Here is an 18,090-nt window from a genome sequence, read left to right as displayed (position 1 = left end):
CGCGTCGGATCGCCATCAAACCGGCAACCCTGTGTTAACCGCGGTGGCAAGCCGTTAACCTTTGCCTTGTTCGCGCCAAGTTTTCAGCGGAACGGTCGCGGGACCCGAGACGTTATTGAAGACTGACTGCGAAAGGACCCTCCCATGATCAAGAAACTCGTCTGCGCCGCCGCCCTTGCAACGACCGTATTCGCCGCCGCCCCGGCCAGCGCCGGCAGGCTGCAACTCGGCACGCTCGACTGCACCATCGATGGCGGCACCGGCTATATCGTTGCGTCCAACAAGGGCGTGTCCTGCGTCTTCCGGCCCCATCATCACGGGCCGTCGGAAATTTATACCGGCGTCATCTCGAAGCTCGGTGTCGATGTCGGCAAGACGCACCAGGGCCAGCTCGTCTGGGCGGTTTTTGCCGCGACGCGCGACCGTGACGCGGGCGACCTTGCCGGTAGCTACTACGGCGTCAACGCCGAGGCGAGCGTCGTGACCGGCGGCGGCGCCAACCTGCTGGTCGGCGGCTTCGACAGCGCCTTCATGCTGGAGCCGCTCAGCGTCCAGGCGCAGACCGGCGTCAACCTCGCCGTGGCGGTGACTTCGCTGGAACTGATCCACTCGCTCAAATAAGAGGTTTGGAGCCTCGGCTCCAGACCCTTCACTCTACGGCGCGGAACCGGATAGGATGGTTCCGCGCCGTTTGATTTTTGGGGGACGCCATGCCGAGGACAGCCATCGCCGCTGCCATGATCGCAACCATGCTTGCCGGCACGGCACAGGCGCAAGACCAGGGCGTGGAGCTCGGCACGCTTGAATGCGCCATATCAGGCGGCACCGGCTTCATCTTCGGCTCGAGCAAGGATCTGAGCTGCACCTTCACCCCGGCCGACAAGAGCTTCGCGCCGGAAGCCTATTTCGGCGCCGTCAACAAATATGGCCTCGACATCGGCACGACCAAGCAGGCGGTGATGCGCTGGCTGGTGCTGACGCCGCTGAAGAACATCTACGCGCCGGGCGCATTGGCGGGTGACTATGTCGGCGCCAGCGCCGAAGTGACCGCCGCCGTCGGCGCCGGCGCCAATCTGCTGGTCGGCGGCTCCTCGCAGGCCTTCACCCTGCAGCCGCTCAGCCTGCAGACGCAGACCGGCATCAACCTCGCCATCGGCGTCAGCCAGTTCCAGCTGCGCAGCACCGAGAACTGATCGCCAGCGATCCATCCAGGACGACACTGGCCCAAACATATCTCGAAAAATCGCTTGAGCTCAACTGAGGTTGAGGTTCTACAAGCCCGTCCCGTGCAAGGCCGCGTCTCGACGCGGCGCGCATGGTCCTGCCGGAAGCCTCGCGCTGGCCTCTGGCACCATGCGGCTGCAGCAAGGTATGCAAAGCAGGGGATGGACATGACTGAAATCAGCACAAAGAAGGTCGATTGGCGCGCCTTGTGGGCGAGCGGAGACCTCGCGCGCTTCTGCTTCATCAGCCTCGGCATCCTGCTGCACGCCACCAATGAGACGATGGTGGCGACGGTCATGCCGGCCATGGTCGGTGAACTGGCCGGCGTGCAACTCGTCGGCTGGTCGCTGGCGATCTACGAACTTGGCGCCATCGTCGCCGGTGCCGCGGCCGGACGGCTGGTCAGCTATGTGGCGCTGCGCACCAACATGGTGGTCGCTGCGCTACTTTACGCCGCCGGGGCGCTGATCTGCGCCGCCTCGCCTTCGATGCAATTGTTCCTGGCCGGCCGTCTGATCGAGGGGCTGGGCGGCGGCGCGCTGGTGTCGCTGGCCTTCGTCTCGGTCGAGCGGCTGTTTTCGCGTGCCATCTGGCCGCAGCTTTTCGGCATCATGTCGGCGATCTGGGGCGTCGCTGCCTTCAGCGGTCCCCTGCTCGGCGCTGTTATGACCGAATTGCTGTCGTGGCGCTGGGCCTTCGGCGTCTTCACTCTCGGCGGCACCGCCATGGCGCTGGCAAGCTTCCTCGTGCTCGACACACCGGAAGCGACAAGGCCCAGCACCGGAGCCGGCAAGGCGCCGCCCTTCCCGTTCATGGCGCTTGGCTGCCTTGCCATCGCCGTGGTGCTGATTGCCTCGGCCGGCGTCGACATCGCCCTGTTGCGTTCCTCGCTGCTGATCGTGCTGGGCCTCGCCGGGCTGGCGTTGTTCTTCTACATCGACGCGCTGAAGCCGCGCTCCCGGCTTTTCCCGGCGCGGCTGTTCTCGTGGCGCACGCCAGTGGGCGCCGGCATGACCATGGTCGCCGCCTTTTCCATCGCGACCTGCTCCTTCGGCGTCTACGGACCGCTGCTGCTGACCAGCCTGCACGACATTCCGCTGCTGACCACCGGCTACATCATCGCCGCCGAATCGATCGCCTGGTCGATCCTGTCGATCCTCGTCGCCAACGCGCCGCCGCGGCGCGAAAGGCTGATCATCGTCTGCGGCGCACTGATGATCGCGGCGGGCATCGCCGGCTTCGCCTACACGATACCGCTGGGCTCGATCCCGCTGATCCTGGTCTGCGCCCTGTTGCAGGGCGGCGGCTTCGGCATTTCCTGGCCGTTCCTGACCCGCGTCATCGTCGCCTCCGCCCCGAACGACGAGCAGACCATCGCCTCGGCCGCGGTGCCGACCATGCAGCGCATCGGCTATGCCGTGGGTGCAGCCCTTGCCGGCATCGTCGCCAATGCCAGCGGTTTTTCGCAAGGCCTGAGCCACGACGCGGCCGCTGATGTCGCGAGCTGGCTGTTCCTTGCCTTCGTGCCGCTCGGCATTCTTGGCTGTCTCGCCGCCTTGCGGACATCAGCGGCGGCAAATCGGCCGCTCGCGGTCATCGGCTGACGCCGGTTCCGGCGGACGGGTTGTTCACTCGACGCGCAGCCGATAGCCGACACCGGTTTCGGTGGTGATGTAGCGCGGCTGGTCGGGGGTTTTTTCGATCTTCTGCCTGAGCTGGCGCACATAGACCCTGAGATACTGCACGTCGGTCGAATCGTCCCAGATCTGCTTCAGGATGAAGTGGTGGGTGAGCACCTTGCCGGCGTGCTGCACCAGGATGCGCAGTATGTCGTACTCCTTCGGCGAGAGCTTCACCTCCCGGTCCTCGACCCTGACGATGCGCTTGACCAGATCGACGCTGAGGTCTCCACTCTGGAAAACGGGCTTCTCGCCCTGTTGCTGGAACTTGTGCCGCAACGCCACGCGGATGCGGGCCACCAGTTCGTTCATGCCGAACGGCTTGGTGACATAATCGTCGGCTCCGAGTTCGAGCGCGCTGACGATGCCGGCCTCGTCGGTGCGGCTGGAGAGGATGACGACAGGAATGTCGATGCCCCCGTCACGCCATTGGCGCAGGAGGTCATGCCCCCCCATGCCGGGCAGGCCGAGATCGAGCAACACCAGGTCGGGCTTTTCCTGTTCGATCAGCTCGATCGCCACCTTGGCGTTCGGCGCCTCGCTGACCGCGTAACCCTGGCTGGCGAGGCCGACCCGCAGCAGCTTGCGGATCGGCGGCTCGTCATCGACAACCAGTATCCTGACATTGGAATTGGTCATCGAGGCTGATCCTCGCCGGGCTCGTCGCCGCCATTGCCGACATCGGGCAATTCCGCCGGCACCGGCATCCGGATGGTGAAGGCGCCACCGGAGCGGTCGGTCCGGTTGGCGGCCGTGATCGTGCCGCCCATCGCCTCGACGAAGCCACGGCAGATCGACAGGCCGAGCCCGGTGCCGGCGCGCACCTGATCACCCTTGCGCACCCGGTAGAAAGTGTCGAACACGCGTTCCAGGTCCTGCGCCGGAATGCCCGGCCCCTCATCCATGATCTGCACGACGACGGAGCCATTGTCGGTCCATCCCTGGACGCGGATCGTCGAGCCGGGCGGCGAATATTTCGAGGCATTGTCGAGAAGGTTGAACAGGACCTGCTCGAACAGCACGGGATCAAGCCTAACCATCGGCAAGTCGGGCGGAATATCGACCTCGATCTTGTGTTCGCTGGTGATCTTGCGGGCGCGGTCGAGCGCCGTGCCGACGATATCGCCGAGATAGTGGAGGGCGTAGTTCGGCTCCATCGCACCGGACTCGATCTTGGTCATGTCGAGCAGGTTGGCGATGAAGCGGTTCAGCCGTTCCGATTCGTCGATCACCGCCGACAGAAGCTCCACCCTGTCCTGCTCGGGCAGATCAGGCGCGAACTCCTTGAGTGTGCCGGCCGCTCCCATGATGGCCGCGAGCGGCGTCTTCAGGTCATGCGAAATCGAGGTCAGCAGGGCCGAACGCAACCGGTCGGCTTCGGCGGCGAGCTTGGCGCGGTCGACATCGGCGACGAGCTGGACGCGTTCGATCGCCACCGCCGCCTGATCGGCCAGCGCGTCGAGCAGCCGCTGCTGTTCGGGCGTCAAAAGCGGACCTTGCTTGTCATTGTCGAGGCCGACGACACCGATTGCCGTGCGCCCCGTGCGCAAGGGGAGATAGAGGCGCTTGGCGCCGGGCAGCGTGTCGGCGCCGCGTCCCGCGGCACGGTTGTGCTCCCAGGCCCAGCGGGCGGCGGCGATGTCGGCCTCGGCCAGCGTGTCGTCGGGCGGATAGCCTGCCTTGACCGTGATCGTGCCGTCTTCCGGCAGCAGCAGCACCACGCGCAGCTTCAGCATCGAGGCGATCTGGAAGGCGGTGGCCCAGAGCACGTCGTCGAGCGTGCCGGCGCCGGCGAGCTTCTTGGAGAAGAGATAGATGTCCTCGGTTGCCCGCGCTCGCGAGCGGGCGGCGGCGGCCTGACGCTGCACGCGCGCGGTGAGATTGCTGGCGATCACCGCGACGGCAAGGAAGACGGCGAGCGCGACGATGCTCTCCGGATCCCGGATCGTCAGCGTGTAGCGCGGCTCGAGGAAGAAATAGTTGAAGGCCAGCGCGCTCAGGAAGCAGGCATAGAGCGCCGGCCACAGGCCGCCCGCCACCGCCGACGTCAGCACTCCGAGCAGGAAGACGATCGCCAGGTTGCGGACATCGAGAAACTGGTCGAGCGCCGTGGTGACCGCCAATGAACCGGCGACATAGGCGGTGGCGAGCAGATAGGGCCAGACCTGGAACTGCCTCTGCTCGGCCGCCGCCTTGACCCGCCTTGCCGACGCCTCGGTTTCGCGCTCGGTGCCCGAGATGACATGGACGCTGATGTCGCCGGCGTTGCGGATCAGATCATAGGTGAGCGACCCCTCGATAAGTTCCCGCCAGCGCGACCGGGTCGGCCTGCCGACCACGATGTGGGTGAAATTGTTCGCCGTCGCATGGCGCACGATGTCCTGCGCGACGCTCTGGCCCGGAATGGTCGTCACCTCGGCGCCGAGCTGCTCGGCGAGGCGCAGGAGCGTGGCGAGCCTGTCCTTGTCGTCCTCGGACATGCCGGCCGAGCGCGGCGTGTCGACATGAAGCGCCGTCCATGGCGCACGAAGCCTGTCGGCCAGCCTGCGTGCATAGCGAATGCGGGCTGCCCCGCCTGGACGCGCATCGACGCAGACGAGCACCCTTTCGCCCGCCGCCCACGGACCCTGGATGGCGTGGGACTGCATGTGGTTGAGCAACTGTTCGTCGACGCGCTGGGCGGTACGGCGCAGCGCCAGTTCCCGCAACGCCGTCAGATTGCCTGGCGAAAAATAGTTCTCGACGGCACGCTGCGCCGTGTTGGGGAAATAAACCTTCCCCTCCTCCAGCCGCTTGATCAGGTCGTCGGGCGTCAGATCGATGATTTCAACATCGTCGGCCCGGTCGATGATGGAATCGGGAACGGTCTCGCGCACCCGGACCCGGGTGATCTGGGCGACGACGTCGTTCAGGCTTTCGACATGCTGGATGTTGAGCGTCGTATAGACGTCTATGCCCCGCGCCAGGATTTCCTGGACGTCGAGGTAGCGCTTGGGGTGGCGGCTGCCGGGCGCATTGGTGTGGGCGAGTTCGTCGACCAGGACCAGCGCCGGACGCCGGGCAAGGATGGCGTCGATGTCCATCTCGTCGAGGACACGCCCCTTATAGTCGACCTTGCGGCGGGCAACGACCTCATACCCCTCGACCAGGGCCTGGGTTTCCTTGCGGCCATGCGTCTCGACCACGCCGATCACCACGTCGACGCCGTCGGCCAGCCTGGCACGGCCCGACATCAGCATCTCGTAAGTCTTGCCGACACCAGGTGCCGCGCCCAGGAATATGCGCAGACGGCCGCGCCCTTCCCGCTCGGCATGCTCGAGCAGCGCGTCGGGGGATGGTCTGTTTTCGACGTTGCTTCTGTCGTCCGGCATCGGGTCCGATCATGAATGGCGCCGGGGACCGTGTCGATCCCCGGCGCCTGCCATCAACTATTTCGCTGCATCCAGCGCCAGGTTGAGAGCCAGCACATTGACCGCCGGCTCGCCGAGCACGCCCAATTCCCGGTCCTCGACCTGGCCGTCGACGAGCGCCTTGACCTTGGCCTCGTCGATGCCCCTGGCCTTGGCCACGCGCGGAACCTGGAAATAAGCGGCCTGCGGGCTGATCTGCGGATCAAGGCCGCTGCCGGATGCGGTCACCAGGTCCATCGGCACCGGCGCGTTCGGATTTTCCGCCTTCAGCTTCTCGGCTTCGCCCTTGATGCGCTCGATGAGCTTCGGGTTGGTCGGGCCGAGATTGGAACCGCCTGAGGCGCCGGCATCATAGCCATTGCCCGCGGCCGAAGGCCGTCCGTGGAAATATTTGTCGCTGGCGAAGGCCTGGCCGATCAGGTCGGAGCCGATTACCTTGCCGTCCTTCTCGACCAGGCTGCCATTGGCCTGGCGCGGGAACAGCGCCTGGGCGATACCGGTCATGCCGATGGGATAGACGAGCCCGGTCAGCACGGTGAAGAAAACGATCATGATGATCGCGGGTCTGATTTGCTTGAGCATCGGAACGATCCTTATGCAAGGCCAAGGGCGGTGACCGCCATGTCGATTATCTTGATGCCGGCGAACGGCACGACGATGCCGCCGAGGCCGTAGACGAGAAGATTGCGGCTGAGCAGCGCACCGGCGCCGATCGCCCGGTACTTCACACCGCGCAGCGACAACGGGATCAGCGCGATGATGATCAGCGCGTTGAAGATGATGGCCGACAGGATGGCGCTCTGCGGCGTCGCCAGGTGCATGATGTTGAGCGCCTGCAGCGGGCCGGTCGTCTGGCCGGGCGCGACGTAGAAGACGGCGAACATGGCCGGGATGATGGCGAAGTACTTGGCGACGTCATTGGCGATGGAGAAGGTCGTCAGCGAACCGCGCGTCATCAACAGCGCCTTGCCGATTTCGACGATCTCGATCAGCTTGGTCGGATCGCTGTCCAGATCGACCATGTTGCCGGCCTCGCGGGCGGCGACCGTGCCGGTGTTCATGGCCACGCCGACATCGGCCTGCGCGAGTGCTGGCGCGTCGTTGGTGCCGTCACCGCACATGGCGACCAGCTTGCCCTTGGCCTGCTCGTCACGGATCAGCTTCAGCTTGTCCTCGGGCGTCGCCTGGGCGAGGAAGTCGTCGACGCCGGCTTCCGCCGCGATGGCTGCCGCCGTCATCGGATTGTCGCCGGTGATCATCACCGTGCGGATGCCCATGCTGCGCAGTTCGGCGAAGCGCTCGCGGATACCGCCCTTGACGATATCCTTCAGGTGGACGACGCCGAGCAGGCGCCCGTCCCGCTCGACCGCCAACGGCGTACCGCCCGATTTGGCGACCTCGTCGGCGATCACCTGCAGGTCGCGCACGGTATCGCTTCCGGGCCGTATGCCATGCGTGGCCGATGTCGGCTGGCTGACATAGGTCAGGATCGAATCGACCGCGCCCTTGCGTACCGAAGAGCCTTCTATGTCAACGCCGCTCATGCGGGTCTGCGCCGTGAAAGGCACGAACGTGGCATGCAACGTCGCCATGTCGCGGGCACGGATGGCATATTTCTCCTTGGCCAGCACCACGATCGAGCGGCCTTCCGGCGTCTCGTCGGCGAGCGAGGCAAGCTGTGCCGCGTCGGCCAGTTCCTGCTCGCTGACGCCTTTGACCGGGCGGAATTCCGTCGCCTGGCGATTGCCGAGCGTGATCGTGCCGGTCTTGTCGAGCAGCAGCGTATCGACATCACCGGCGGCTTCCACGGCGCGGCCCGACATGGCCAGCACATTGAAGCGCACCAGGCGGTCCATGCCGGCAATGCCGATGGCTGACAGCAGCGCGCCGATCGTGGTCGGGATCAGCGTCACGAACAGGGCGACGAGCACGGTCACCGAAATGTAGCCACCCGAGTAGGAGGCAAAGCTCGGGATCGTTGCGGTGGCCAGCACGAAGATCAGCGTCATGCCGACGAGCAGGATGTTGAGCGCGATCTCGTTCGGCGTCTTCTGGCGCTCGGCGCCTTCGACCAGCGAGATCATGCGATCAAGGAAAGTATGGCCGGCGGCGGCGGTGATGCGCACGCGGATCCAGTCGGACAGCACCTGCGTGCCGCCGGTGACCGCCGAGCGGTCGCCGCCGGATTCGCGGATCACCGGCGCGGACTCGCCTGTGATCGCCGCCTCGTTGACCGACGCGACGCCTTCCACCACCTCGCCGTCGGACGGGATGATGTCGCCGGCCTCGACCAGCACGATGTCGCCGACCTTCAGACCGGTGCCGGGCACCAGCTTGAACCTGGTGCGATCCTCGCCCGTCAAAAGCTTGGCCTGGGTTTCCGTGCGCGCCTTGCGCAGCGAATCCGCCTGCGCCTTGCCGCGCCCTTCGGCGACGGCCTCGGCGAAATTGGCAAACAGCACCGTGAACCACAGCCAGATGATGATCTGCAGCGTGAAGCGCAGATCGCCGCCGCCGGTGACGAGGTCCTTGACGAACAGCACCGATGTCAGCGCCGACACGACGGCGACGACGAACATCACCGGATTGCGGGCCAGCGTGCGCGGATCGAGTTTGCGGAAGGCACCGCCAATGGCAGGCCACAGGATGCGGGCATCCATGATGCTCGCTGATTTTGACTGGCTCATTTTGAAGCTCCGGCTTCAGTGTTGGTGTGCGGCGCCGATTGGTCGGATGCCGAAAAAAGATGGGGAAGCCCGTAGGCCAGCAGCCAAAGCGCGATCATGGCGCCGGCAAGTCCGAGAAAGGTCGACATGGTCGGGAAAGGAGGCGGCAGCCCCTCCTTCCCCGGTTCGGGCCGATGCCTGACATGGCGGCGCATGTTGCTGAACCAGGACATGGCCACCTCAGAATGTCTGTCCATGGATCATCGCCAGGTGCTCGACAACAGGTCCGACGGCAAGGGCCGGGAAGAAAGTCAGTCCGCCGACGATGACGATGACGCCGACCAGCAGCCCGACAAACAGCGGACTATCGGTCGGGAAGGTGCCGGCCGAGGCGGGCACGGTCTTCTTCGCCGCCAACGCGCCGGCGATGGCGAGCGCCGGGATGATGACCAGGAAACGGCCCATCAGCATGCCGATGCCGATGGTGATGTTGTACCAGGGGGTGTTGCCGGTGAGGCCGCCGAAGGCCGAACCGTTGTTCGCCGCCGCCGAGGTGTAGGCGTAGAGGATTTCGGAGAAGCCGTGCGGCCCGCCATTGGCGATCGACGCCACCGCGCTCGGCAGCACCACCGCGATGGCCGTGAAGACCAGCATCGCCAGCGGCAGGCACAGTATGGCCAGCATCGCCATCTTGACCTCCTTGGCCTCGATCTTCTTGCCGAGATATTCGGGCGTGCGGCCGACCATCAGGCCGGCGACGAAGACGGCGATCAGAATGAACATCAGCATGCCGTAGAAGCCGGCGCCGACACCGCCGACGATGACCTCACCGAGTTGCATGTTGATGAGCGGGATCATGCCGCCAAGCGCGGTGAACGAGTCATGCATGGCGTTGACCGCGCCGCAGGAGGCCGCCGTGGTGATGACCGCGAACAAAGCCGAGAGCGCGATGCCGAAACGGGTCTCCTTGCCTTCCATGTTGCCGCCGTCGATGCCGAGCGCATGCACCAGCGGATTGCCCGCGGCTTCCGCCCAGTAGCAGACGGCGACGCCGGCGATGAACAGCACGCCCATCGAGGCAAGGATCGCCCAGCCCTGGCGCTGGTTGCCGACCATGCGGCCGAAGACGTTGGTCAAGGCAGCGCCGACGACGAAGATCGACAGCATCTGGATCAGGTTGGAGATGGCGTCGGGGTTCTCGAAGGGATGTGCCGCATTGGCATTGAAGAACCCGCCGCCATTAGTGCCGAGCATCTTGATGGCGACCTGCGAGGCGACCGGGCCGAGCGCGATCGTCTGCCTGGCGCCTTCGAGCGTGGTGGCGTCGACATAAGGCCCGAGCGTCTGCGGCATGCCGAGCCAGACATAGACCAGGGTGAGCACGATGCAGAGCGGCAAAAGCACGTAGAGCGTGGCGCGCGTCATATCGACCCAGAAATTGCCGATCGATTTTCCCGAAGCGCGGGCAAATCCGCGGATCAGGGCAATCGCAATGGCGATGCCGGTGGCGGCCGAAACGAAATTCTGGACCGTCAGGCCGGCCATCTGCACGAGGTAGGACATCGTGCTTTCGCCGCCGTAGTTCTGCCAGTTGGTGTTGGTCATGAAGCTGGCGGCGGTGTTGAAGGCGAGCGCCGGGTCGACCGCGCTCATGCCGGCCGGATTGTAGGGCAGGCTGCCTTGCAGGCGCTGCAGGAAGTAGAGCACCAGGAAGCCTGCCAGATTGAACAGCAACAGGGCCATCGCATAGGTGGTCCAGTGCTGTTCCTCACGCTCGCTGGTTCCGCAAATGCGGTAAAGTCCGCGCTCGAGCGGGCCGAGGACCGGCGAAAGCGGCGTGCGATCGCCATTGAAGACGCGGTGCATGTAGCCGCCGAGCGGCTTCACCAGCAAAATGAGGATCCCGCAGAAGATGAGGATCTGTATCCATCCGTTCATGGTCATGATGTAGCTTCCGTGCACCGGTGGACTAGAAACGCTCTGGGCGAATGAGGGCGTAGGTCAGGTAAGCGAGCAGGAACAAGGTGACGCCGCCACCGAGGATGTAGTCGACAAGCATGGTTCGATCCTTCCGCTTAAATTCTATCGCAGGCTCTGACGTAGGCGAGGGACACGGCGAAGAACAAAACTCCGATCCCGAGCATGATAATGTCCATTCTGCCTGTTCCTTGTGCTTTGTACTTCGTGCCGTCCTGGAAAAGCTCGCAATACGATGACAACCCCCGCCGCATGTTCATTGACGTGGCACCAAATCTTGGTCGTGCGTATATGGACCCGATCGCCATAAAGGTTCGAGACGGCGCGGGGCGCAAAGAAATAGGAATTTTATAAAGGTTTCCCGCGCGGGCTCGATTGCCCGGCCGGGGTCTGTCGGCAGTGGGCGGCCTCAGCGAGAGCAGGCGCCCCGCGACCACGGCGCGCCCGGAAAGCTTGCCCTTGTTTGTTGGAACTCCTGACCGGCCCACATCAGGTTCCCGGTCCACCAGTCATGGCCGCCGGTCAGTGCTTTTGCCAACAACACCGTGGCTTCCTGTTTCAGCTCGGATCGTAAATTCTCCCAGCCTTGATGCCGATCAAGGGGGCTCGCGGCCTTCTCCGCTATCAGACCGTGATGATCGAGAACTCAACCTCTCCAACGTGGCGTGGCCGGGGCCAGCCCTACTGGTCGCGACCGGCTATCGAGGCGCTGCAGGAATGCCGCTCTCGGCCTGCCGGGCTGACTTCGACCGAGCCGCGCAACGAGGATGCCCGCTCGGTTGCTCACCGACAGGGTGCGTCGGCCTTATCGGCTGGGCCGGAGATGGAGGCGACGGAGGCGCACCGAAGGTGAGCGGCATTTTCACGACAATTGCGCGGCGCTTCACCCCGTTTAAGCCGATGGCCGACGCGATACGCGCTGGCGAGAAGTTTCCCAGTTTTGTCCGGCGCGCCAGCGGCATGCATCAGGTCTATGTCAGCGTGATCGCAATCTCGGTTGCCTTGGCTAACTTTATCCCCATCGACCTGCAGAGACGGGTCGTCGATGGGGCGATTGCCGACAAGAACGTACGGGCGCTCCTGATGCTCGGCGGCCTGTATCTAGCGGCTATACTCCTGCATGCGGGGTTGAAATACGCACTGATCGTCTATCAGGGCTGGCTCGGAGAGAGCGTGGTGAAGACGGCGCGCGATCAACTCGCTCTCGTCGCCACGCAAAGGTCAGCGCGCGAGCACGCAAGGAGCGGTCAGACCGCCAGCATCATCGGCAACGAGATCGACTATGTTGGCGGATTTGTCGGCACCAGCATCTCTGAATGCGTGGTCAACGTCACGATGATGATCTCCGTCGTATCTTACATGATCTACATGCAGCCGGTGATTGCTCTGGTCAGCGGCGTATCACTCCTGCCGCAGATCCTGCTTGCGCTTTACATGCAGAAGGACCTGAACACACTCGTGGAACGGCAGGTCGTGCTGGTCCGAAGGCTTGGCAACCAGGCAGTCAATTCCTTCGCCAGCCACTCGACGAAGCGCCGGGCAGCCTTTCGCACCATACGCACCATCTTCAGCAACCGCCTTGAATTCTATTTGTTGAGATTCGGGCTGAAGACGTTGCTGAACATAGCCAACGCGTCTGGGTCCCTGATGGTCCTGATCGTTGGCGGCTATCTTGTCATCCGCGGGCAGACGACGATCGGCACCGTCGTCGCCTTCATTTCGGGCTTCCAACGCTTGTCGGAACCCACGGGGGAACTTCTCGACTTCTATCGCGCGTATTGGCAAGCGAAAGTGCAATTCCGGATGATCGTCCAGTGGGTCGACGGCAATCATCCCTCGCAAACCGGACATTCCAGCGCACAGCCGGAATTGAATCGATGATCTAGTTAGCCTGGCCAGCGGCTGGTGCTCCGCAGCACAAGCCGAACGCATAGTGAACTTATTGGCGAAGCACCATATGAAGCACGTCTGAGCGCGCCGTGTAGGAGAGCCCATTCGGCATGTCGCAGGTGAAGCCGCCCTCCGCATCCGGGCGGCTATATCTTGACGGACGACCCAAATTTCAAGCGAAATACACCACGACGGTTTTCCCACAGACCAAAGGGGAATTTGTGGTCGACCTGGAAGGGACCTTCAAGGCGATGGCTGTGGGCCGCAAGGGCCTGTCCCGCAACTGACCTACAGCCCCCGGTGCAGCCGACCGGATAAGTCGCATCGACGGCAAGGTCTAAGCGTTCCTTGAAAGCCCCATCGAGGGCGACGCGATCGAACGCCGATTGATCTCGCGCAATTTGCGCTTAAGCCATACCTAATACAATCGTCCTGCTATCGACTTTGCGCAAAGGACGTATCTTTGACCGCCAGGCCTTCATCGCCTTCGTACAGAAATGGGCAACTTGGCCCTGACGACCTTCCCAGCGCCGCCTGTCGTCTGCCGGCGCAAGCGGACAGGCTCGCTCCCGGCTGGCTTCCCACGGGCAGCCGGAGCGTCCGATGAGCAAAGCACTGCGCACTCGAATTTGTATTCTGCTGTCGGCCGGCATTGCGATTTTCTTTTGGGCACTGCTTGGAACCTCCTTGGCACAGCAGTCTCCGGCCGGCTTGCCGCCTGAAAAGGCACGGCAGTTCCTCAACCTGCTGTCCGACCCTGAGGTGAAGCAATGGCTCGAAGGAAAGATACCGGCAGCCGCCGAGGAACCGCCTGCCGCATCGCTGGAAGACACGATCGCGAGTTGGGAGGGAGCCGTTCGCGCACGTCTCGCCGCGCTCGCGGATGCCATTCCCCGCATCCCGCAGGAGTTGTCCAACGCCGCCGGCTTCGTCTCGCGCGACGCGAATTCAGGCAGGCCCGGCCTGGTGGTCCTGATCCTGGCAGTTCTGATTGTCGTCGGCTTCGGCGCCGAGTGGCTGGTCCGCCGGGCTTTGGCGTCGGGCGCTTCCGAGGCAACGATTGACCCCGGAAAGGCGGTTCTGTCCGAGGTCGCTGCCTTGCTGACATTTGCCCTAGCCAGCATCGGCTCGTTCCTCGCGTTCGAATGGCCGCCGCTTCTGCGCAAGATCGTGCTGACGCTGCTGCTCGCCTTCATCATCTTTCGCGCTATCCGCGCGATAACAAAGTCTCTGCTGGCGTTGGGGTCTCCCATTGAGGGTGACCCTAGCGATCAGCGGGGCGGCAGCCGCGAGGCGGGTCAACGCTTCTGGCAGCAACGCGTGAGCGCGGTCGCCGGGTTTTTTTTCTTCGGCTGGGCGATTGTCAGCATCATGCCGGCCCTTGGCTTCTCGCCCGACATGCTGCGGCTCGTCGCGCTCTCGTTCGGGCTTGGCCTGCTGGCCGTCGGCTGCGACACCGTTTGGCGGCGGCCTAGCACGCCAGCCTCACCGATCAAGAATTGTCTGCTTACGCTCTATCTGGTTGTACTTTGGCTAGTCTGGGTCGCGGGGCTGCTCGCATTGCTGTGGATCGGTTTGTACGCGCTGCTCCTGCCTAGCGTGGTGCGCGGCGTCGGTAATGTCTCGCAAGCGGTCGCCGGCACCGCCAAGCGCAGTGGCGCCGTCGGCGTGGCGCTCAACGTATTTATCGTCAGAGGCGCTAGGGCGGGGGTCATTGCAGCGGCGATCGTTTGGCTCGCCTACGTCTGGCGTCTTAGAGCAGCGGCCTTTGCTCACGACGAGATGGGCGCTCGCATCATATCCGGATCGCTTAACGCCATTGTCATATTGATGGTCGCGGATCTGTTCTGGCAGCTCGCCAAGGCCCTAATCGCCTATAGAATTGAGGCATCGAGTCTGGCCAGTACGGATCCCCATCATGCGGCACCCCAGGCGGATCCGTACGATGCAGCACGTGCAGCCCGCCTGCGAACTCTCTTGCCGATCTTTCGCAACGCGCTCGCCGTCCTCATCGGCGTCGTGGCAGTACTAAGCATCCTGGCCGGGTTAGGCGTGCAGATCATGCCTCTGATCGCTGGCGCAGGTGTGTTCGGCGTGGCCATCGGCTTCGGCTCGCAGACGCTTGTGAAGGACATGCTGAGCGGAGTGTTCTACCTGATGGACGATGCGTTCCGGGTGGGGGAGTACATCCAGAGCGGGTCATACAAGGGGACGGTCGAGTCCTTCAGCCTGCGCTCGGTCAGGCTGCGCCACCACCGCGGCCCCGTCTATACCGTTCCGTTCGGCCAGCTCGGCGCGATCCAGAACATGAGTCGCGACTGGGTGATCGACAAGATAACGATCGGCGTGACCTACGATTCCGACGTCGAACTCGCGCGCAAGCTGGTCAAGAAGATCGGACAAGAGCTGGCGCAGGACCCCGAATTCGCGGCCGACACGATCGAGCCGCTGAAAATGCAGGGCATCGACGCGTTCGGCGATTTCGCCGTCCAGCTCAGTATGAAGATGACGACCAAACCGGGAACGCAGTTCCCGATCAAGCGCCGGGCCTTCATGATGATTAAGAAGGCCTTCGAGGACAACAACATCAAGATCGCGTTCCCGACGGTGCACGTCGAGGGCGGCGATGCCGCCACCGCTGCCGCCGCACAGCAGCAGATCGCCAAAATGAGCCAGGCTGAAGCAGCGGCCTGTCAGGCCTAGACCACGCACGGCATTGACTGTCGATCCTGAGGGTTAAGTCGGATCCCGAAACGAGGCCGGTTCATCTTTGCCCGGGCTCCAGGCAAGCCAGTGAGCAGGACGAATCTCGACGCGAGCTCCGGTCACCACATTCCTCCACCCCTTCTCACACGGAAACACAAGCGGATGCACGCCGTCCTTGTCCCTGTTTAACCTGCCTGGGTTTCTTCGCATCAAGATCACGACGGATCGCCGCAATCAGCTCGTCCAGTGTGAGGCGCACTTCATTTTTCGACAGCGTTGCTGCGTTTCTGCAGTATATCAACTCGGTGGATAGTCGGTTGTTCGAGGATTGATCCGGTGCCAGATGACGCTTGCAATCAAGGTGAGTATACCGGAAGCCGCATTGATCTCGCCAATATATTACAACATCGTCAATTGCCGTTATCCACTCCGGCGGCGTCAAAATGGTGGACGCGTCGCGCTATCTGCAAAGACGTCAGGTCTCTTTTTCTACGTCATTATTGGGAATGCTCTAATTTAGTATTTTCGCTGTTGGTCATCAGCCCCGCGGTCGTTGAAAAGCCCGAACTTCTGTTACGATCTTGGCTTGTGGGCGCCGACTGGCATTGGCCGCTCCGGCGGCGGCGATTTCACACGCTGGCGCTCTGCGTTAAAACTCTGTGGCTGCAGCCAATGGCCGAGATGGGGAATATTGCCCAGCGGGCGGTCACTGCGCGAGGCATTTACGGCCCATTGCCATTGCCTTGTAAGTCCCCTTCAGATCGACAACGAAGGTCCCCTTGGTTTCCGGAAACACGATCATTTCATATTGCTTCGCTACGTCGCGCTTGAAATTCGGGTCGTCTGTCAAGATGTAGCCACCAGAATATCCGCCCTTGAGTTCGCCGCTCGTGGTGATGGCCACACCACTATAAAGATGGCCAGCGATGGAGACGAAGATTTCCGACTGGGCCCCGTTCTGAAGGCCGATATCCGCCTTCGTGAACACGCCGAGATACCCGACCTCCTGATTTGCGGTAACGCCCATTTGCACCGAACTTGGCCCATCCTGGCGCACGATCAAGCAATCTCCGCGGGTTTGATTTGCATAGACCGTCCAGCCCTCCACGTCGTCCCCGTATCGGACAAGCACATCGCTGGCCTTGGGAAGGGGATTTTGTGTTTGTGCGTAGGCTGCCATCGCAGACAAAAGTGCTACTGAAGTTGCCGTGATAAGTGTCATTAAATTTCGCATGGAAGTGCCTTTCCTTTATCTGCCTTTATCTGCCTTTATCTGCCTTTATCTGCCTTTATCTGCCTTTATCTGCCTTTATCTGCCTTTATCTGCCGTTCTCTGCTCATGAACGTCCGCGCTGGCGTCTCAGCATGGGGCTTTTCCCTCGCGGACTGCAATTCGGCGGGTGTCTCAAAGGGCTTGTATATCGCGTGAGCCCAGAGGCAGTCGGTAAGTTACGTGGGCAAGCATGTAGATTAGCGGACCACTAGTTGGACAGGCCCGTTAGCTCGTTGGCTTAGATCGTGGTCCATTTTGGTCCTGCGCTGAGCAACCCCGGTTGAGCATGATCGCCTGTCCTCGACTATCGAAGCGTAGACCTTCTCCTAGTCATCGATCATGCGGGACGCGCTGAAGGCACATTGTTGTCGCTCCTCTGCACTGATTGACGCGAAGGTTAGCGGACGTGGCGCGTGCACGCGCGTAGCATCTGGTAACCTACTCCCGGAACAGCCACACCATGCACCATGGTGCCTTGAGACTTGCCGGTGATCAGACGAGTTCCATCGACATACTGCAAGACTTGTCTGCCGGGCCGAATAACAGTCTTTGCGAGTGCTGGCGTCAGGCGACGACAGCGTTTGATGAAAACGGTATCAAACTCGCGAAATCCGTACTGGCTCAGAGCTCTGCCGGACCGCAACAGGAAGCAGTGGTCAGTGCGGCTGCGACGCAACAGACCGTCACCGCGCAACGGAAGGAGGCGGCGGCGTGATACTTTGGATCGCCGCGCGATGTAGCATCTGGTATATTCGGTGCGGCCAAGGGCTGCTCCGCTTTGCGAGGCCCCAGCCAGCCATTGAGCAGCTTTCGTTCACTACTGACTTTTCGGCCGCTGGGCCGGGAGCGGGATACTGGCGGCTGTATCCAATATTGCTTCGATCTCCTTGGCCAGGTCGTTGACCAGCGCTAGGTATTCGGCGCGACGCTCATCACGCTTTGGTGTGTCGGAATTCTCCCAACGCAGGGCCGCTCTTTCGGCGTCAGCAAAATCGATACACAGCGAGCGGAAATCCTCATCGCGGACGGCGAGGTCCTCGATCGCGCGCTTTCGCAAGGGAAAGCGCCGTTGGGCCGCCTCGATTTTTTGATCCATATCAATGACGCCCATTCCGCCGTCGGTGCAATGGAGTATAGGCGTGCCGCAGCAGTTGCGGGCGTAGGTTACTGTAGCCGACGCCGGACCATATGGAATCGTACATAGTCTTGGACGGAATGGAATGCGGGGAGTACTCTACTTAAGCAGTTTCTAATTTACCTCCAAA

The 18,090-nt window shown here is 62.8% G+C and carries 16 protein-coding genes; 7 read left to right on the top strand and 9 right to left on the bottom strand.

Translation table 11 applies throughout. The annotated features are described in order from the left end of the window. The first annotated feature begins 144 nt into the window (after positions 1-144). From EN824_RS13980 to EN824_RS13970, 3 genes are all read left to right on the top strand, one after another. The gene (locus tag EN824_RS13980) at positions 145-621 is read left to right on the top strand and encodes a DUF992 domain-containing protein (RefSeq protein ID WP_127275462.1); all 477 of its coding nucleotides are present in this window, start codon (positions 145-147) and stop codon (positions 619-621) included. An 89-nt stretch (positions 622-710) separates the two neighbouring features. Continuing rightward, a complete protein-coding gene (locus EN824_RS13975; RefSeq protein ID WP_127275463.1) occupies positions 711-1,193 on the top strand; it encodes a DUF992 domain-containing protein in 483 nt (160 codons plus the stop codon). Positions 1,194-1,391: 198 nt separating this feature from the next. Beyond that, positions 1,392-2,828 (top strand): MFS transporter, encoded by a 1,437-nt coding sequence (locus EN824_RS13970; protein WP_127275464.1) that lies wholly within the window; start codon positions 1,392-1,394, stop codon positions 2,826-2,828. A gap of 24 nt (positions 2,829-2,852) precedes the next feature. On the opposite strand, the gene EN824_RS13965 is transcribed toward EN824_RS13970, so the two are convergent. Genes EN824_RS13965 through kdpF form a run of 7 tightly spaced genes read right to left on the bottom strand, consistent with a single transcriptional unit; the run spans position 2,853 to position 11,038 of the window. After that, a complete protein-coding gene (locus EN824_RS13965) occupies positions 2,853-3,542 on the bottom strand; it encodes a response regulator transcription factor (protein ID WP_127869947.1) in 690 nt (229 codons plus the stop codon). Further along, positions 3,539-6,274, bottom strand: a complete 2,736-nt coding sequence (locus EN824_RS13960; protein ID WP_135932398.1) for a sensor histidine kinase KdpD — start codon at positions 6,272-6,274, stop codon at positions 3,539-3,541. The genes EN824_RS13965 and EN824_RS13960 overlap by 4 nt, the downstream gene beginning before the upstream one ends. Positions 6,275-6,331: 57 nt before the next feature. After that, complete coding sequence (gene kdpC, locus EN824_RS13955) at positions 6,332-6,895, bottom strand: potassium-transporting ATPase subunit KdpC (RefSeq protein ID WP_127275467.1); 564 nt, start codon at positions 6,893-6,895, stop codon at positions 6,332-6,334. Positions 6,896-6,906: 11 nt separating this feature from the next. Next, positions 6,907-9,000, bottom strand: coding sequence for a potassium-transporting ATPase subunit KdpB (gene kdpB, locus EN824_RS13950; RefSeq protein WP_127869950.1), 2,094 nt, complete (start codon positions 8,998-9,000; stop codon positions 6,907-6,909). Beyond that, the gene (locus EN824_RS13945) at positions 8,997-9,236 is read right to left on the bottom strand and encodes a hypothetical protein (protein ID WP_245464232.1); all 240 of its coding nucleotides are present in this window, start codon (positions 9,234-9,236) and stop codon (positions 8,997-8,999) included. Before EN824_RS13945 ends, kdpB begins: the two co-directional genes overlap by 4 nt. Next, positions 9,220-10,923 carry a potassium-transporting ATPase subunit KdpA gene (gene kdpA / locus EN824_RS13940; protein WP_135932397.1) on the bottom strand — a complete coding sequence of 568 codons (1,704 nt, stop codon included), beginning with the start codon at positions 10,921-10,923 and terminating at the stop codon, positions 9,220-9,222. The genes EN824_RS13945 and kdpA overlap by 17 nt, the downstream gene beginning before the upstream one ends. Positions 10,924-10,948: 25 nt before the next feature. Continuing rightward, the gene (kdpF, locus tag EN824_RS13935; RefSeq protein ID WP_015315765.1) at positions 10,949-11,038 is read right to left on the bottom strand and encodes a K(+)-transporting ATPase subunit F; all 90 of its coding nucleotides are present in this window, start codon (positions 11,036-11,038) and stop codon (positions 10,949-10,951) included. A gap of 767 nt (positions 11,039-11,805) precedes the next feature. On the opposite strand from kdpF, the gene EN824_RS13930 reads away from it, so the two are divergent. The 3 genes from EN824_RS13930 to EN824_RS13925 all read left to right on the top strand — a co-directional run bounded on the left by EN824_RS13930 (position 11,806) and on the right by EN824_RS13925 (position 15,549). After that, complete coding sequence (locus EN824_RS13930; protein WP_189521840.1) at positions 11,806-12,837, top strand: ABC transporter ATP-binding protein; 1,032 nt, start codon at positions 11,806-11,808, stop codon at positions 12,835-12,837. Between the two features lie 119 nt (positions 12,838-12,956). Beyond that, entirely contained in the window at positions 12,957-13,133 is a 177-nt protein-coding gene (locus EN824_RS35235; RefSeq protein ID WP_189522181.1) for a hypothetical protein, read from the top strand. Positions 13,134-13,449: 316 nt separating this feature from the next. Further along, on the top strand, positions 13,450-15,549 hold the full coding sequence (locus EN824_RS13925; protein WP_135929344.1) for a mechanosensitive ion channel family protein: 2,100 nt from the start codon (positions 13,450-13,452) through the stop codon (positions 15,547-15,549). Positions 15,550-16,258: 709 nt separating this feature from the next. On the opposite strand, the gene EN824_RS13915 is transcribed toward EN824_RS13925, so the two are convergent. After that, positions 16,259-16,786 carry a hypothetical protein gene (locus tag EN824_RS13915; protein ID WP_127275473.1) on the bottom strand — a complete coding sequence of 176 codons (528 nt, stop codon included), beginning with the start codon at positions 16,784-16,786 and terminating at the stop codon, positions 16,259-16,261. A gap of 499 nt (positions 16,787-17,285) precedes the next feature. On the opposite strand from EN824_RS13915, the gene EN824_RS13910 reads away from it, so the two are divergent. Beyond that, positions 17,286-17,540, top strand: coding sequence for a hypothetical protein (locus EN824_RS13910; RefSeq protein WP_127869954.1), 255 nt, complete (start codon positions 17,286-17,288; stop codon positions 17,538-17,540). 102 nt (positions 17,541-17,642) lie between these two features. Here the strand turns inward: EN824_RS13910 and EN824_RS13905 are convergent, their stop codons facing one another. Beyond that, a complete protein-coding gene (locus EN824_RS13905; protein ID WP_335930832.1) occupies positions 17,643-17,936 on the bottom strand; it encodes a hypothetical protein in 294 nt (97 codons plus the stop codon). Positions 17,937-18,090 lie beyond the last annotated feature (154 nt).

Origin of the sequence: Mesorhizobium sp. M8A.F.Ca.ET.181.01.1.1 (assembly GCF_004792025.1) — a bacterium.
Classification (GTDB): Bacteria; Pseudomonadota; Alphaproteobacteria; order Rhizobiales; family Rhizobiaceae; genus Mesorhizobium.
The sequence above is the reverse complement of the archived record's forward strand: the minus strand, read 5'-3'. Positions and strand labels throughout refer to the sequence as shown.

Bases quoted from the DNA above. Each gene is read 5' to 3' on its own strand.
- EN824_RS13945 (WP_245464232.1), bottom strand. From the start codon at position 9,236: ATGGACAGACATTCTGAGGTGGCCATGTCCTGGTTCAGCAACATGCGC.
- EN824_RS13925 (WP_135929344.1), top strand. From the start codon at position 13,450: ATGAGCAAAGCACTGCGCACTCGAATTTGTATTCTGCTGTCGGCCGGC.
- EN824_RS13905 (WP_335930832.1), bottom strand. From the start codon at position 17,936: ATGGGCGTCATTGATATGGATCAAAAAATCGAGGCGGCCCAACGGCGC.
- kdpF (WP_015315765.1), bottom strand. From the start codon at position 11,038: ATGCTTGTCGACTACATCCTCGGTGGCGGCGTCACCTTGTTCCTGCTC.
- EN824_RS13970 (WP_127275464.1), top strand. From the start codon at position 1,392: ATGACTGAAATCAGCACAAAGAAGGTCGATTGGCGCGCCTTGTGGGCG.
- EN824_RS35235 (WP_189522181.1), top strand. From the start codon at position 12,957: ATGTCGCAGGTGAAGCCGCCCTCCGCATCCGGGCGGCTATATCTTGAC.
- EN824_RS13915 (WP_127275473.1), bottom strand. From the start codon at position 16,786: ATGCGAAATTTAATGACACTTATCACGGCAACTTCAGTAGCACTTTTG.
- EN824_RS13910 (WP_127869954.1), top strand. From the start codon at position 17,286: ATGCACCATGGTGCCTTGAGACTTGCCGGTGATCAGACGAGTTCCATC.
- EN824_RS13965 (WP_127869947.1), bottom strand. From the start codon at position 3,542: ATGACCAATTCCAATGTCAGGATACTGGTTGTCGATGACGAGCCGCCG.
- kdpC (WP_127275467.1), bottom strand. From the start codon at position 6,895: ATGCTCAAGCAAATCAGACCCGCGATCATCATGATCGTTTTCTTCACC.
- EN824_RS13960 (WP_135932398.1), bottom strand. From the start codon at position 6,274: ATGCCGGACGACAGAAGCAACGTCGAAAACAGACCATCCCCCGACGCG.
- EN824_RS13980 (WP_127275462.1), top strand. From the start codon at position 145: ATGATCAAGAAACTCGTCTGCGCCGCCGCCCTTGCAACGACCGTATTC.
- kdpB (WP_127869950.1), bottom strand. From the start codon at position 9,000: ATGAGCCAGTCAAAATCAGCGAGCATCATGGATGCCCGCATCCTGTGG.
- kdpA (WP_135932397.1), bottom strand. From the start codon at position 10,923: ATGACCATGAACGGATGGATACAGATCCTCATCTTCTGCGGGATCCTC.
- EN824_RS13975 (WP_127275463.1), top strand. From the start codon at position 711: ATGCCGAGGACAGCCATCGCCGCTGCCATGATCGCAACCATGCTTGCC.